Below are 13,764 nucleotides of genomic sequence, written 5' to 3' on the forward strand. Positions count from 1 at the left end.
CGGTTACATTCCGAACCCGGTAGCTAAGCCCTCCAGCGCCGATGGTACTGCACTCGGGAGGGTGTGGGAGAGTAGGACGCCGCCGGACTCAACTTACAGAAAAGGCCCACCCCGGGAACGGGGTGGGCCTTTTCTTTTTATGCTTTTAAGTTCGTTCGCCGGTGATGTAATCGGCGAGGGTGGTGCGTTCGGTCTCCAGCTCGTCGATCCGGTTCTTCACGACGTCGCCGATACTGACGACGCCGACGAGGCGACCATCGACGACGACCGGTACGTGACGGAACCGCCGCTCGGTCATGAGTCGTTCCACGTCTTCCAGTTGCGCGTCCGGCGTGACCGTCCGCACCTGCGTCGTCTGGATGGTGCTCACCGGCTCAGCGAGCACAGCCGGCCCACGCTCGGCCAGCGCCCGGACCACGTCCCGTTCACTGACGATCCCGTCCACCGCGGTCCCGTCCCGGGACACCACCGCGGCGCCGATCCGGTGCCGGGCCAACTCCGCGACCAGCCCCTCCACCGGTGTGTCCGGCGGAACCGTCACCACGCTCTCACCCTTGACCCGAAGAATGTCCCTGATCCGCATCGCCCCTCCTGTGTACCGTCCGGCCCCCGTCTCTCCGCTATCCCTCTGCACCTTCTATGCCGAAAACCACCCGCAAAAGTCAAGCTCCTTCGATGAACGCCAAATCAGGGACGTCTGGTCGCTGCGGGGGACACCCAGTCGGCGATGAAGGTCGTTCGGCCGGACGGGCCGGGTCCGCCGGGTTGGCGGGGCGTCAGTGTGGCCACTGAGGCCGGATGACGACGTTCAGCCGCGGCGCGGCCGGTCGGGCTGGGCCTGAGCGTCATGACGGGCACCGGATCACCACGTCGAGGGCCGGCTCGGCCGGTCGGGCTGGGCCTGAGCGTCGTGACGGGCACCGGATCACCACGTCGAGGGCCGGCTCGGCCGGTCGGGCTGGGCCGCGGGGTAGCGTCGCGTGGGTGGTGGACGGGGCGGGGGGACTTCAGGTGGACGGGGTGGCTGGGCGGCAGCTTGACGCGATCAGGGAAGTGGTTGCGCTGGCGGAACGGCTCCGTGCCGGAGTGTGGTTGCGTGGAGGCTGGGGGATGGACTTCTTCCTCGGGGAGGTGACCCGGTCACACGTCGACGTGGACTGGTTCTGCTGGAGTGAAGACGGGCCACTACTGGTCGCTGCACTGGTCGCTCGTGGGTGGAGGCTGTTGCCCGAGCCGCCCCACGATCGGCAGATGGATCTGATCAAGGGGGATGTCGAGCAGAGTCTGACGCTAGTGGGGCGTGACGAGACGGGGCGACCGGTGGTTCCGGCTGGGCCGTGGGCGGGTGCGCCGTAGCCGGCGGCCATGCTGGACGGTCAGGTCGGCTCTGTGAACGGCGTCGAGTGCCCGATTGTCGCGCCGGAGGCTCAGATCGAGATCAAGCGGATGATGCCGGTCTGGAATCCGGCTCTGTCTCGCCGGCCCAAGGACGCTGACGACCTCGTTCGACTCGAAGCCGCGCTGGGCAGACAGCGACGGTGACGGCGGTGCCGACGCGCGAAAGGGGCGCTGCCGCTTGGAGTTGGCGCCGCCGCGTGGACGAGGCGCTGCCGCGTGGAAGGGGCGCCGCTGTGCGGGAGGGACGCTGCCAGTTGGGGCGCTGCCGCTTCGAGTTGGCGCTGCCGCGTGGACGAGGCGCTGCCGCGTGGAAGGGGCGCCGCTCTGCGGGAGGCGCTGCCAGCTGGGGTGCTGCCGCGTGGAAGGGGCGCTGCCAGTTGGGGGGCTCTGTCGCTTGGAGGCGCGCCGCCGTGTGGAAAGGACGCCGCTGGGCAGGACGGCTCCGCTGGGCGGAAGGGACGCCGCCGCCTGGAGGGGGCGGCGGCGTCGGTTCGGTTGGGGGTGGGGTCAGCGGCGGCGGAGGCGGGCGAAGCGGCTGGGGGCCGGCTTGGTGTTGCGTTTGCGGAGCAGTAACAGGACGGCGGTGGCGGCACCGGTCAGGGCCAGGAGCCCGACGCCGACCGGTTTGCGGTGGGTGGAGACCGCTTGGGCTGGGCGGGACGTACGGACCGTGGTCACGGCCTGCCGCAGCCGGGAGGGCGACTCCAGGTCGGTGGTGCGAACCTTGTCGGGCGCGTTCGTGGTCATCGCTCGGCCTCTCCGATCAGGGGATGGCTCCATTCTTTCTGTGACCGAACATAGTCGGAGAGTTACGTCAGGGTTGTCCCCAAACCGACAAACCCGACACGCTTAGAAAGGGCCTCGTCGGGGAGGGGCCACACCGCGGGGATGCGTTCGAGGACTCCGCCGGCGAAGACGTCACGAAGACCGAGCGGCTTCAGGTGGACGTAGCCGATGTGACAGTCACAGATGCTGTTCACGCAGGGCCGGGGTTGCAGTGCTGCTCGCCACGAACCGTCGTACAGGCTGCCGATCTTTTCTTTGATGAAGTGGCATCGACGGACGGTGCCGTCGCCGTCGACCGAGATCGCGGTCTCGCCGGCATGGCACGGGCGGTCGAGCGAGACGTGCGGGCGCACGCTGTAGCCGAAGAGCGGGTCGAGCGTCGTCCATTCCGATTCCTCCGATGGGGTGTAACGCTTTCCCTCGGCGGCGTTGACCCAGAGGTACACGGACGGGGGAAGGGCGTCGCGCAGGGCGCGGGCCTCGGCCAGGTGCTCGGGGAAGCCGACGACGCCGACCGAGAAGCGCACGCCCGTTCGCAGCAGGGTGTCGCAGCGGGCCAGGAAACGTTCCCGGGTGACCTGGCCGGGGTGATACGTGGCCCAGAGCGCCGCCGACGTGAGGTCCGCCTCGGCGAGCCAGTCGACGCGGGCGGCCAGGTTCGTCTGGATCGCGACGCGGTCGACGTGCGGCAGGTGGGACAGGGTCACGACGGCGTCCCGGTACCAGCCGCGGGTCAGGCCCTCGCCCCACGGGGTGAACAGGATCGACAGGTTCACGTCGGTGGTGTCGGCGGCCCAGGTGGTGAAGCGTTCCAGCGCGGCACGGTCCTCCCGGAGCAGGTCGGGTGGATCGTGGCGCTTGGCGAAAGGGCAGTACGGACAGTCGTAGTTGCAACTGGCGAGCGGCCCGCGATAGAGGACGGAGAGGTTCATCGTGCGCGGTATCCGGCCATTGCCGCGCGGACCGGCTCGGACGTCAGCCACGGGCCGATCGCGTCGGATCGTTCCAGCCCGGCCGGGGTGAGGCGCAGGCCGCCGGGCTCGGCGAGACCGTGCTCGATCAGGGCCGAGAGCTGCGGGAAGTCGGACGCGGCGTCGGTGCCGAAGCGCTTCCGGTACGCCGACGGGTCGAGCCCGTCCGCCCGCAGCAGCGACTTGATCAGCCAGCGCTGGCGTTGCTCGACGTCGTCCAGGCGGAACCCGACCTCGGCGTACGCGAAATCGGTCGAGGGTCGTGAGAGGTAGTCGTCGAGCACCGCCCGGACTTCGCTGACTCCGACGGCATAGTCGAACGAGTAGTGCAGGTCGCGGGTGTACGACCGGGCGCCGCACCCCAGCCCGATCATGCCGTCGTCCTGACACGAGTAGTCGGGGGCCTCGTCCCGTACGTGGGAAAGCTTGAACTGTCGCATCGACTCCTGCCGGTAGCCGGCGGCGAGCAGCGTCTCCCGGCCCTGGCGGTAGAGCGCGAGCCGCTGCGTGTCCCAGTCGTCGCGGCTGACCGCGCGGCGGCCCAGGCCGGTGAGCGGGCGCACGTAGAGCGGGTAGAGAAAGATCTCCTCAGGCTGCCAGGCGAGCGCCGCGTCGAGGCTGAGCTGCCAGGACTCGGCGGTCTGGCCGTCGATGCCGTAGATCAGGTCGAGGTTGAGCACCGGCACGCGCGCGTCCCGGATCGCGCCGAGCGCCCGTTCGACGTCGGCGCGGCGCTGCGGGCGGCCGGCGGCGTGCGCCTCGGTGTCGAGGAAACTCTGCACGCCGATGCTGACCCGGGTCGTCCCGTAGGCCCGGAGCACCTCCAGCCGGTCGGGTGTCGCGGTGGCCGGCGACGTCTCGACCGACAGCGGGATGCCGGGCATGCGGGCGCCCATCACCGTGGTGCCGATGTCGAAGAGTTCCTCCAGCTCAGCGGCCTCCAGATAGGTGGGTGTGCCACCGCCGAAGGCCGCCTGGGCGAAACGGGCATCCGGCTGAGCGACCCGGGAAGCCTGCTCGCGGAGCTGCCGCAGATAGGCCGTGACCTGCTCGGCGGGTGCGTTCGCGCGGGTGAACAGGTTGCAGAAGCCGCAGCGCATCTCGCAGAACGGGATGTGCACGTAGAGGAAGAGCGCGTCCCTCGGCTCGTCGCGCCAGACGTCGGCGAGGGCCGGGCGCGGGTCGAGCGGACGGTACGACGTCTTGTGCGGATACGCATACAGATAGCCCTGGTAGGGCGAGCCGTCGATCATGACGCGACCAGGGTGAACTCGGCGTAGGGCACCGTCCACACCACCTCGTGACCGATGCGGTGACCGGTGTGACCGTCCTCCCCGTAGGCCGTGCCGTGATCCGCGCACATGATCACGAAGACCGGCCGCCCACGGCCGGTGATCAGCTCGAACAGGCGTGGCATCAGCCCGTCGACGTATTCGAGGGCGGCCGCGTGGCTTGCCCGGTCGTCCTCGGCGGCGGACAGGTAGTGCCGGTTCGGCTGGTGCATCGCGGCCACGTTGAGGAACGTGAACACCGGCTGACCGGCCGGGACGGCGGCCAGCGACGTCGCCAACCGGTCGAGCTGGGCGCCGAGACAATCCGGCGCGGTCACCCCGAACGACGGCTCCCAGTGCGCCTCGGTGAACAGGCCGGGCAGCACCTCGCCCAGCGCCGTCCGCCGGTTGAAGAAGCCGACACCACCCAGGCAGAGCGTGTGATAACCCTCCTTGGCCAGCGCGGACGGCAGATCCGGCGCGTCGAACACCCACGTCCGCGGCCCGGAGGTCTCGCTGCCCGGGAACGCCGCGGCGAACAGCCGGTCGTGCGCGCCGGGCCCGTCGGGTGTGGGCAGGAAACCGGCGAAGAACGCGTGATGGGCCGCATAGGTGAAACTGGCCGGCGAGTGCCGCCGCTCCCAGACGCCGCCGGGCAGGACTGCGGCCAGGTGCGGCGTGCGCCCGGCCGCGGCCAGCTCGGCGGCCACGTCGAACCGCAGCGTGTCGAGCGTGACCATGACGATGTCGTGGGTGCCGATCAGCGAACGCATGTCACTCCGCGACCGCGACGTAGCGATCGTCCTCGTCGGCGCCCTGCGGCTCGCTGACATCCACCCGGGTCCCGGGCAGCGCGGCGACCACCGCGGCGGCCGTCTCCTCGGACAGGTAGTGGTGGGCCAGGTGCAGCTCGCGCAGGTGGGTGAGGGGCTGACCGGCCAGCAGCGCGTGCGCGCCGCGGTCGCTGAGCACGCCCATCGACAGGTCGAGCGACTCCAGCCGGGCGACGATCGGGGCGTGCGCGATCGCGGCGGCGAGCTCGTCGGCGATCTCCGCGTTGCGCAGGCCGAGCCGCCGCAGGCCCGGGAAGAGTGTGCCGCCGAGCAGCGGGCTCAGGTCGGCGACGGTCGTGTCGCCACCGTAATCCGGGGTGCCGAGCCACAACTCCAACTCGGTCAGCTGCGGAAACGTCGAGCCGAGGACCGCCGCGGTGAACGACCGGGGCAGGCCGCCGCTCTGCACCACCAGCCGGCGCAGGCTGTCACTGGCGACCGGCGCGAAGCCGAACTGCTCCCCACCGCGCACCTGCAACGTCTCCAGCAGCGGAAACGAGGTGATCAGCGGGCTGACGTCGCCCACCTTCATCCAGGAGATCTCGCACTCGTCGAACGTGATGTCGCCGAGGAACAGTGAGCGCAGCCCGGGCAGGCGCGGCGCCGCCTCCTGCAGCTGGGTCAACGGCGCGTGGTCGAACGCGGCATAACCCCACGGGCCGATGACCAGAGACTCCGTCGTCGCGCCGTGAGCACTCAGGAACGTCTCGAACTTCGCCCGGAAACCGGGTGAGACCGCCTCCTCGGAGGTGTCCTCCTCGTCATACGACACGCGCCAGGCGACCGGGCCGGCCACCGACTCGGCCGGGAACTCGGTCACCGGCAGACCGGCGAAGGTCTCGTCGTGTTGATGGAAGGTCATCGGCTGCCCCTGTCTGGAGTTCGAACCAGCGGCGCGACCGTAGCAGGAGCCGCCGACAAAAATCAGCGGACCAGCGTGAGCCCGGCCCGGCCCGGCCGCTTCAACGCCCGCCCGGCGAGCGCGCCGAGCAGCACCGTGACGGCGTAGACGACGGGCGTGCCCAGAAGGCCGAGCGCCGGGACCCCGGAAGCGACGGCGAACAACACCAGAAACACGATCCCGGAGACGGCCGCGGCCCCGGCGACTCGGCCCAGACGAACCCGCTGTGACCGGAAACGATTGCCGTGTCCCTGCCACCATCCGGGCGCCCACCGCTCCACGAGCACCGCGAACAGCAGCGCCGGGGCGGTGATCACGACGGCCAGGGCGAACCCGCCGAGCATCGACCCGCCGTCCGCGACCGCCGCCGCCACAGTGACTGTGACCAGCGCGATCACGTCGAATCGCCGCAGACCCCAGTAGCCCTGGGCCAGCATCCAGATCGCGGCCACCACCGGCGGGAGGATCAGGTAGACGTCGGCCACCCAGGAGACGAGCAGGTAGACGGCCGCGAACGCGGTGGTCCGGGCGGCGTAGCGGGCGACGGTCATGGCTCGACCATCGGCTGCGGGCAAGCCCGATTTAGATCAAAAGCCTCAGGTCCCCTCTCCGCTGTGGTCCTTCTCCGCCGCTCCCGCGGGGACCCTTCCGGGCCGAGCAGGGCGCGGGGCGCCCAGAACGCTCAACCCTGCAGGGCGACGTCCGCGGGTGGGCACGGTCGGACCGCAAAACCCGGGGATGGTTCCTGAGTCCGCGGACCTCGCGCGCCCGGCGGTGCTGACTGCTCGTGTCAGCGGAGGACGGGGGTGGACGGGTCGGTGTTGTCGAGGACGTGGGTGGCTCGGTGGGCGGGGGAGCAGGCGGCGAAGTACAGGCGCTGGCCCTCGACGTAGCGGCGCATTCGAGGGGCGGCCGGGTCCGCGGGAGTGCCGTCGCGGATGGCCATGCGGCGGGCGGTCTCGGCGAACGGCACGTCCAGGAACAGGGAGAAGTCCCAGCTGTTCACGAGCTCGTCGCGGTGCAGGAAGATGCCGTCGACGATCAGGGTGGCGCCGGGCGGGGCCTGCCGTGGCTCCGGCTCGAGCAGCTCATCGGTGGTCACGTCGTGGGCGACCGGGCGGTAGTGGCCGGATCCGCCCGGGGCGAACGGGTCCAGCACGTCGGCGCGGAAGCGGGCATAGTCGTAGGAGTCGAGCCAGAAACCCTCGGGGGAGTCACGGCCCCGGCGGTGGCGGACCGCCCGCACATGGTGGAAGTCGTCGATCGAGACCCGGATCACCTCACGGCCGCGTTCGCGCAGGATCGTGGCCAGTTCGTCGGCGAGGATCGTCTTTCCCGAGCCGTCCGGGCCGTCCACGCCGACCCGGACGAAGTTTGGCCGGCCCGGGCCGCCGGCAGCGGCGACCGGAGTGGGGACGGCGTCGGCGAGGCGGTGGAGGATCACGGCGCGGGCGGTCGGCAGCACCCGACCAGGATGCCAGCGGGCGGTTTGCGTTCTGCCCTCACCGTCCACGGGTCGGGTTTGTGGTCTGACCCGGCTATCCGAGGGTGGGGAACAGCTAGAACCCGTCGTTGGGTCTTCTGCTCTGACCGTGCCCACCCACGGACGTCGCCCTGGAGGGCTGAGCGTTCTGGGCGCCCCGCGCCCTGCTCGGCCCGGAAGGGTCCCCGCGGGAGCGACGATCCGGACCACAGCGGAGAGGGGCAAGGAAGCCCTTGAATTTGATCTTGATGTTCCGCCGGAGGCCGGGCCGCCGGTGACGGAAACGGTCAGCACTCGGCCTTGCCGAGGCGCCAGTAGCCCATGAAGGCGACCGCGCGCCGGTCGACGCCGCAGGTGCCGACCAGGTGGCGGCGCAGCGTCTTGATCACGGCGGCCTCGCCGGCGAGCCAGGCGTAGAAGCCGTCGGTGGCCTCGGTGCCGTCCGGCACCTCCCAGAGCAGCTCCTCGTCGACGTCGACATCCTCGAGGTCGGCGGTGGTGACGCCGGCCGCGTCGCCGAGCAGGTGGGCGGCGGCGGCCTGGACGGCCGGGGTGAGCTTGACGCCGTGGTCGGCGCCGTCGCGCGGGATGAACGTCACCCGGATGCCCGCGGGCGCGTCGATCAGCAGCTCGTCGCCGCTCTCCGGAACCTCGAGCAGAGCCTCGCCGCACATGTCGGCGGGCAGGCGGGACAGGATCGAGGCGATCGCGGGGGTGGCGGTCTCGTCGCCGACGAGCAGGACGCGGTTGGTGCCGACCGGCGGGTGGAAGTCGACGCCGCCGGAGTTGCCGGTGAACTCCGCGTTCGGCCCGAGCAGGCAGGCGATCGAGCCGGGGCGCGCGGCGACGGCCCAGCGGGAGGCGGGGCCGGAGACGCCGTGCAGCACCATGTCGACGTCGACCTCGCGCAGGTGGGCGCGGACGTTGCGCACCGTGTACGTCCGGATCGGGTTCTGCCGGTCGGCGGGGAGGGCGCGCCACTCGCTGTACCAGTTGTCACCGGTCGGCAGGTGGTCCAGGCCCGATTCGGCGAGCGGCAGGAGCAGCTTGATCCGCTGGTCGAAGCCGTTGTCGGCGAACTTGTCGAGGTCGTCGCCGGTGAACGTGACGCGCACGAAGCTCGGGCTGAGCCGGGTGATCCGGGCCACCTCGACCGGGAAGAAGCGGAACGGGACCGTCTCGGTCGACGGAACAACGGTCGCGGTCACAGCGCCTCCCAGCGGCTCGGGTTTAGGTAACCCTAACCTAAGCCGCCGGGGGCGTGGCAACCCGCTTGCACCGGGAAGATTCCTGCAGACCCACGAGGACCGGACGATCACACGGGTCCCACCGCAGAAGGAGCCGGAGATGCCCCAGTCCTCGACCACCGCCCTGACGTTCAGCGACGCCGGAGCGGGCCTGAGCTGGCCGATGGACGACTGGTCGGCCGCGCTGGAGCCGCCGACCGTGCTGATCGCCGACGACGACGAGGACATCCGGGACCTGGTCGGCACCAGACTGCGGGCGGCCGGGTACCGGACGCTGACCGCCTCCGACGGGCGCACGGCGATGGCGCTCGCGGTGGGGGAACGGCCGTCGCTGGTGCTGCTCGACGTGTGCATGCCGGGGCTGGACGGGCTCGGCTTCTGCTACGAACTGCACTCGTCGCCGGAGACCGCGAACATCCCGGTGATCTTCATCAGCGGGCGGGGCGAACCGGCCGACATGGACCTGGCGCGGGTGGTCGGGGCCGAGGACTACCTGATCAAGCCGCTCGACCCGGCCGAACTGCTGCGCCGCGTGCAACTGCTGCTCGGCCACTGACCGGCTAGACGCGGAAGCGCGCCACCACGTCCCGCAGCTCACCGGCGATCTGGGTCAGCTCGGACATCGAGGCGTCGGCTTCCCCGAGCGCGGACGTGGTGGCATGCGCGGCGCTGGCCACGGCGTTGATGTTGCCGGCGATGTTCGTGCTGCCACTGGCCGCCTCGCCGATGCTGCGACTCATCTCGTTGGTGGTGGCGGTCTGCTCCTCGACCGCCGACGCGATCGTCACCTGGTAGTCGTTGATCTCCGAGATGATCCGGGAGATCTCCTGGATCGCGGTGACCGCGTTCTCGGTGTCGGCCTGGATCGCCTGCACCCGCTGGGAGATGTCCTCGGTGGCCTTCGCGGTCTCCTGTGCCAGGTCCTTGACCTCGGTCGCGACCACGGCGAAGCCCTTGCCGGCCTCGCCCGCGCGGGCCGCCTCGATCGTCGCGTTGAGGGCCAGCAGGTTCGTCTGCTCGGCGATCGAGGTGATCGTCTTGACGACGTCGCCGATCTCCGCCGACGAGGCGCCCAGCTTGGCGACCGTGTCGTTGGTGGCCTGCGCGACCCCGACCGCGCGCGCCGCGACCTGCGCGGCGCTGCTCGCGTTCTCCGAGATCTCCCGGATCGACGCGCCCATCTCGTCGCTGCCCGCCGCGACCGACTGCACGCTCGCGGACACGTCGCCCGCCGTGCCGGCCACCATCCCGGCCTGCTCGGCGGCCTCCCGCGACTGGGTGTCGAGGCGAGTGGTGATGCCGCTGAGCCGTTCGGTGACCGCGCCGAGCGTGCCGGCGTCGTGGGTGAGCTGCCGGACCGTGGTCTGCAGACCCTCGCGGGCGCGGTTCACCGCCTGCGCCATCTGGCCCAGCTCGTCGCGGGAACGGACCTCGGCGGGCACGGTCAGATCGCCGTCGGCGACCGCGCGCAGCGCCGACGAGACGGTCTCCAGCTGCCGCCGGATCAGCCGGGTCACGCCGAACCCGACGAACGCGGCCACCACGAAACCGATCACCAGGCCGGACAGGGTGATCCAGCGGGAATGCTGGTATGCCCGGTTACCCTCCGCGGTCATCGCGTCCGCGTCCGACTCCTCGGCCTTCTGCAGCTCGCTCATCGAGGTGTTGATGCCCGTCTCGGCGTCGGTGAAGGCCGGCAGGATCTTGTCGGTGGCCGGCATCTGGAAGCCGGCGGGTGGCGCCTTGCCGAAGATGATCACGTCGCGCAGCGCCCGGTAGCCGGCCATCGCGGTGGCGAACGAGTCCAGCCGGGCCAGCCGGTCCTGTGCGCCGGACTCGGTGGCGATCGCGCGATAGGCCGCCACCGACTCGTCGACCTCCTTGTCGGCGTCGGCCGCACCGTTCAGTCCCAGCTGGTAGAGCTGATTGGTCTTGTCCCCCTGCGCGGAGGAGACGAGCAGCATGCCGCGGAACATGTTCGTCAGGCCCTCACGCATGTTCGCGACCTGCTCCATGCTGTCCACGTGATGGCGCTTCATGACTCCCAGGTCGTCGCTGAGCTGCGCCATCCGGGTGAGCGACACCACCGTCACCAGCAGGGCGACCACGGCGACGCAGGCCGCGGTGATCGTGCTCTTGACCAGCAGACTACGGTCGCCGAGCACCCGCTCCAGCGCGCCGCGTGAGGCCGTGGTCTCCGGCTGCATCTTGTCCTCCCTGGTGGCAGGACCCACTCTAGAAGCCGTCTCACGTCTTTTCGGCGGTATCGCCCAAGTCGTGCTGGGAGATGGTCCCGCCGGGCCGGTAGGCTGCGGAGATGGCCGACGAGGAGGTGGTCCGCGAGCTGCTCGCCGCCGTGCCCGCCGGGTGCTCCTGGCTGGTTCCGATCACCGGTGACGACGGGCGGATCGCCGACTTCCGGGTCGCCGCGACCAGCGACCAGATCCGGGACATCTACGGCCGGGGCGCGCAACGCGTCGACAGCAGCCTCCGCGAGCTCTATCCGTCCCTGGTGGACGGGCCGCTCTGGCGGCTCTACGTCGAGGTGATGACCACCGGCCGGCCCGGCCGGACCGACGAGTTCCGCTACGACGGCTCGCACTTCGAGATCAGCGTCCACCGTGTGCTCGGCGGCCTGCTCGTCTGGTGGACCCGGGTCGACGAGCACCGCCGCCGGATGGACCGCACCGAGCTTCTCGGCAGCCTCGGCTGGGCGGAATACGAGCTGGTCAGCGGCCAGTCCGAGTGGTCACCGGGAATGTATCGGATCTTCGCGCGCGACCCCGCCGCCGGCCCGCTGTCCCGCGCCGACCAGGCCGCCGGCATCCTGCCCGAGGACCGGGGCATCACCGAGGCCGCCTGGCAGACCCTCGACGTCGGCGCCACCTCCGACGTGACCGTCCGGTTCCTGATCGACGGCCAGGTCAAACATCTGCGGATCCTCTCCGACCTGTCCCGCGACGCGACCGGGCGGCCGGTGAAGATCTACGCCGTGGTGCAGGACGTGACCGCCCGGATCGCCACCCGGTCCGAGATCGAACGGCTCAGCGACCAGGTCCGGCTCGGCGAACTCACCGCACTCGCCGAGCACCGTCTCGCCCGTCAGCTCCAGCAGATGATCCAGCCCGTCCCGGCCGGGTCGTTCGAGTTGGACGGGCTGCAGGCGATGGTCAGTTACCTGCCGGCCGAGAGCGCCCTGCAGGTCGGCGGCGACTGGTATCACGCGCAGACCCTCCCCGACGGCCGCGTCGTCCTCGCCGTCGGCGACGTCGCCGGCCACGGCATGGAAGCCGCCAACGGCATGGCCCACCTCCGGTTCGCCCTGGTCGCCTGGCTCTCCGCCGGCATCCGCGACCCCGGCCTGCTCCTCCAGCACCTCAACCGCCTCTGCGCCCAGCTCGGCATCACGGCGACCGCGGTCGTCGGCGTCTACGACCCCGAAACCCGTCAACTGCCCTGGGCCCGCGCCGGCCACATGGCTCCGATGCTCGGCCGCTCCGGCCGCAGCATCGACCTCGACCGGCCCCCCGGCCTGCTCCTCGGCGCCGAACCCGAAGCCGACTTCCCCGTCGCCCAGGCCCGCCTGCACCGCGGCGACCTGGTCCTCTTCTACACCGACGGCCTGGTCGAACGCCGCGGCGACGTCTCCCGCCGGGCCGCCGAGGTCCGCGACCACCTCAGCGCGATCTCCGCCGCGCCCGGGCCGGACCCGCTGCCGGCCATCCACCGGCTGTTGCACGCGCCCAGCCCGGACGACGACACCTGCACCCTCGCGGTCCACGTCAAAAGCTGAAGATCATTTTTCCGGTCTCCGCCGTGGTCGCCGATCGTCGCTCCCGCGGGGGGCCTTGCGGGCTTCGCAGGCCGTGGCCGGCCAGAACGCAAAGCCCTCCAGGGCGGCCTCCGTGGGGGGTTGCGCTCACCCCGCAAACCCGCTCCGCGCCGACCTTCCTGGCGAGACGACCGCATCCGACGGGTGTCGGCGGTGTGCTGCGCCGGCGAGGGGCCACCTGCGGCGCGGATGGCCGGGCGCGGCGGGTGGTCAGAGGTCGAGGCAGATGCGGACGAGGGTGCCGCCGGGCACCGTGCTCGTGTAGACCGCGTCGCACACCCGCTCCACGATGGCCAGCCCTCGCCCCCGGATCGCTTCCGCCGACGGCATCGCCCGCCCGAACGGTCGCAGCCCCCCGCCGTCGACCACGTCGCAGACGAGTCGGCCGTCCTCGGCCCACACCCGGATGTGCCCGCCGCCACCGGTGTGCTGCAGCGTGTTCGTCGTCAGTTCGCTGACGGCGAGGGTGAGCAGGTCCACCCGGGAGGCCGACAACCCGAGCGCCAGAGCGCGTTCGCTGACGAAGCTGCGGACGGTGCGCAGGTCGTCGGGCTCGGTGTACGACATCCCGTCGGTGTCGGTCGGCTGCTCAGGCATGGCGGCGCTCTTCCGACGGGGCCTGCAGCAACGTGGCCAGCCCGGTCAGGTCGAGGACGGCGGCGACCGGGCCGGTGGCGTTGCGCACGTACAGCCGGCCGCCTCGGCCGCGGGCTGCGTGGTGGGCGGTGACCAGAGCGTGCACGCCGGTGGAGTCGAGGAAGCCGACCGCGGCGACGTCGACGAACACGGCGGTGGAGCGGCTCACCGCGTCGAGCAGGGCTGCGGTCAACCGGTCGCGGACGGTGAGGTCACAGTCACCGCTCAGGAACACGGTGACACGGCCGGGCTCAGCGGCTGTCCTCGCCTCGAAGCTCGCCATCGACCGCCGTACCTTTCCCTGCCGCGGGGAAGTCCGCCCGGCCCATCATGACACCGGACAGCGCGAAACGCGCCTACCGGAGTGATCCCGGACCGCAAAGGAATACGCGCGGGCACCGGACCG

16 protein-coding genes and 1 rRNA gene are annotated in these 13,764 nt (G+C 71.0%); 5 read left to right on the forward strand and 12 right to left on the reverse strand.

Annotated features, from left to right (window positions below):
* Window positions 1-88 (forward strand): 5S ribosomal RNA (gene rrf, locus ACH442_RS43050); the annotation flags it as partial.
* A 57-nt stretch (window positions 89-145) separates the two neighbouring features.
* Here the strand turns inward: rrf and ACH442_RS43055 are convergent.
* Window positions 146-583, reverse strand: a complete 438-nt coding sequence (locus ACH442_RS43055) for a CBS domain-containing protein (protein ID WP_396343944.1) — start codon at window positions 581-583, stop codon at window positions 146-148.
* A 215-nt stretch (window positions 584-798) separates the two neighbouring features.
* On the opposite strand from ACH442_RS43055, the gene ACH442_RS43060 reads away from it, so the two are divergent.
* Both ACH442_RS43060 and ACH442_RS43065 read left to right on the forward strand, forming a co-directional pair.
* Window positions 799-1,356, forward strand: a complete 558-nt coding sequence (locus tag ACH442_RS43060) for a nucleotidyltransferase domain-containing protein (RefSeq protein ID WP_396343945.1) — start codon at window positions 799-801, stop codon at window positions 1,354-1,356.
* 9 nt (window positions 1,357-1,365) lie between these two features.
* On the forward strand, window positions 1,366-1,542 hold the full coding sequence (locus ACH442_RS43065; RefSeq protein WP_396343946.1) for a hypothetical protein: 177 nt from the start codon (window positions 1,366-1,368) through the stop codon (window positions 1,540-1,542).
* 363 nt (window positions 1,543-1,905) lie between these two features.
* On the opposite strand, the gene ACH442_RS43070 is transcribed toward ACH442_RS43065, so the two are convergent.
* The 8 genes from ACH442_RS43070 to ACH442_RS43105 form a co-directional block, all read right to left on the reverse strand.
* Window positions 1,906-2,145: a hypothetical protein gene (locus ACH442_RS43070; RefSeq protein ID WP_396343947.1), complete on the reverse strand. Its 240-nt coding sequence runs from the start codon at window positions 2,143-2,145 to the stop codon at window positions 1,906-1,908.
* A 62-nt stretch (window positions 2,146-2,207) separates the two neighbouring features.
* Window positions 2,208-3,116, reverse strand: coding sequence for an STM4011 family radical SAM protein (locus tag ACH442_RS43075; RefSeq protein WP_396343948.1), 909 nt, complete (start codon window positions 3,114-3,116; stop codon window positions 2,208-2,210).
* A complete protein-coding gene (locus ACH442_RS43080) occupies window positions 3,113-4,408 on the reverse strand; it encodes an STM4012 family radical SAM protein (protein ID WP_396343949.1) in 1,296 nt (431 codons plus the stop codon). The genes ACH442_RS43075 and ACH442_RS43080 overlap by 4 nt, the downstream gene beginning before the upstream one ends.
* On the reverse strand, window positions 4,405-5,199 hold the full coding sequence (locus tag ACH442_RS43085; protein ID WP_396343950.1) for an STM4013/SEN3800 family hydrolase: 795 nt from the start codon (window positions 5,197-5,199) through the stop codon (window positions 4,405-4,407). The genes ACH442_RS43080 and ACH442_RS43085 overlap by 4 nt, the downstream gene beginning before the upstream one ends.
* Before the next feature lies 1 nt (window position 5,200).
* Complete coding sequence (locus tag ACH442_RS43090; protein ID WP_396343951.1) at window positions 5,201-6,121, reverse strand: STM4015 family protein; 921 nt, start codon at window positions 6,119-6,121, stop codon at window positions 5,201-5,203.
* A 62-nt stretch (window positions 6,122-6,183) separates the two neighbouring features.
* Window positions 6,184-6,711, reverse strand: coding sequence for a hypothetical protein (locus ACH442_RS43095; RefSeq protein ID WP_396343952.1), 528 nt, complete (start codon window positions 6,709-6,711; stop codon window positions 6,184-6,186).
* A gap of 239 nt (window positions 6,712-6,950) precedes the next feature.
* Complete coding sequence (locus ACH442_RS43100) at window positions 6,951-7,625, reverse strand: uridine kinase (RefSeq protein WP_396343953.1); 675 nt, start codon at window positions 7,623-7,625, stop codon at window positions 6,951-6,953.
* Between the two features lie 305 nt (window positions 7,626-7,930).
* Complete coding sequence (locus ACH442_RS43105; protein ID WP_396343954.1) at window positions 7,931-8,851, reverse strand: siderophore-interacting protein; 921 nt, start codon at window positions 8,849-8,851, stop codon at window positions 7,931-7,933.
* 139 nt (window positions 8,852-8,990) lie between these two features.
* Between ACH442_RS43105 and ACH442_RS43110 the strand changes: the two genes are divergently transcribed.
* On the forward strand, window positions 8,991-9,446 hold the full coding sequence (locus ACH442_RS43110) for a PleD family two-component system response regulator (RefSeq protein WP_396343955.1): 456 nt from the start codon (window positions 8,991-8,993) through the stop codon (window positions 9,444-9,446).
* A gap of 4 nt (window positions 9,447-9,450) precedes the next feature.
* On the opposite strand, the gene ACH442_RS43115 is transcribed toward ACH442_RS43110, so the two are convergent.
* Complete coding sequence (locus tag ACH442_RS43115; protein WP_396343956.1) at window positions 9,451-11,097, reverse strand: methyl-accepting chemotaxis protein; 1,647 nt, start codon at window positions 11,095-11,097, stop codon at window positions 9,451-9,453.
* A 110-nt stretch (window positions 11,098-11,207) separates the two neighbouring features.
* On the opposite strand from ACH442_RS43115, the gene ACH442_RS43120 reads away from it, so the two are divergent.
* A complete protein-coding gene (locus tag ACH442_RS43120) occupies window positions 11,208-12,683 on the forward strand; it encodes a PP2C family protein-serine/threonine phosphatase (RefSeq protein WP_396343957.1) in 1,476 nt (491 codons plus the stop codon).
* 249 nt (window positions 12,684-12,932) lie between these two features.
* Here ACH442_RS43120 and ACH442_RS43125 read toward each other — a convergent pair whose 3' ends face one another.
* On the reverse strand, window positions 12,933-13,319 hold the full coding sequence (locus ACH442_RS43125; RefSeq protein WP_396343958.1) for an ATP-binding protein: 387 nt from the start codon (window positions 13,317-13,319) through the stop codon (window positions 12,933-12,935).
* Window positions 13,312-13,641 (reverse strand): STAS domain-containing protein, encoded by a 330-nt coding sequence (locus tag ACH442_RS43130; protein ID WP_396343959.1) that lies wholly within the window; start codon window positions 13,639-13,641, stop codon window positions 13,312-13,314. The genes ACH442_RS43125 and ACH442_RS43130 overlap by 8 nt, the downstream gene beginning before the upstream one ends.
* Between the last annotated feature and the right edge of the window lie 123 nt (window positions 13,642-13,764).

It is taken from the genome of Actinoplanes sp. NPDC020271 (assembly GCF_044388125.1).
Taxonomy (GTDB): Bacteria; Actinomycetota; Actinomycetes; order Mycobacteriales; family Micromonosporaceae; genus Actinoplanes.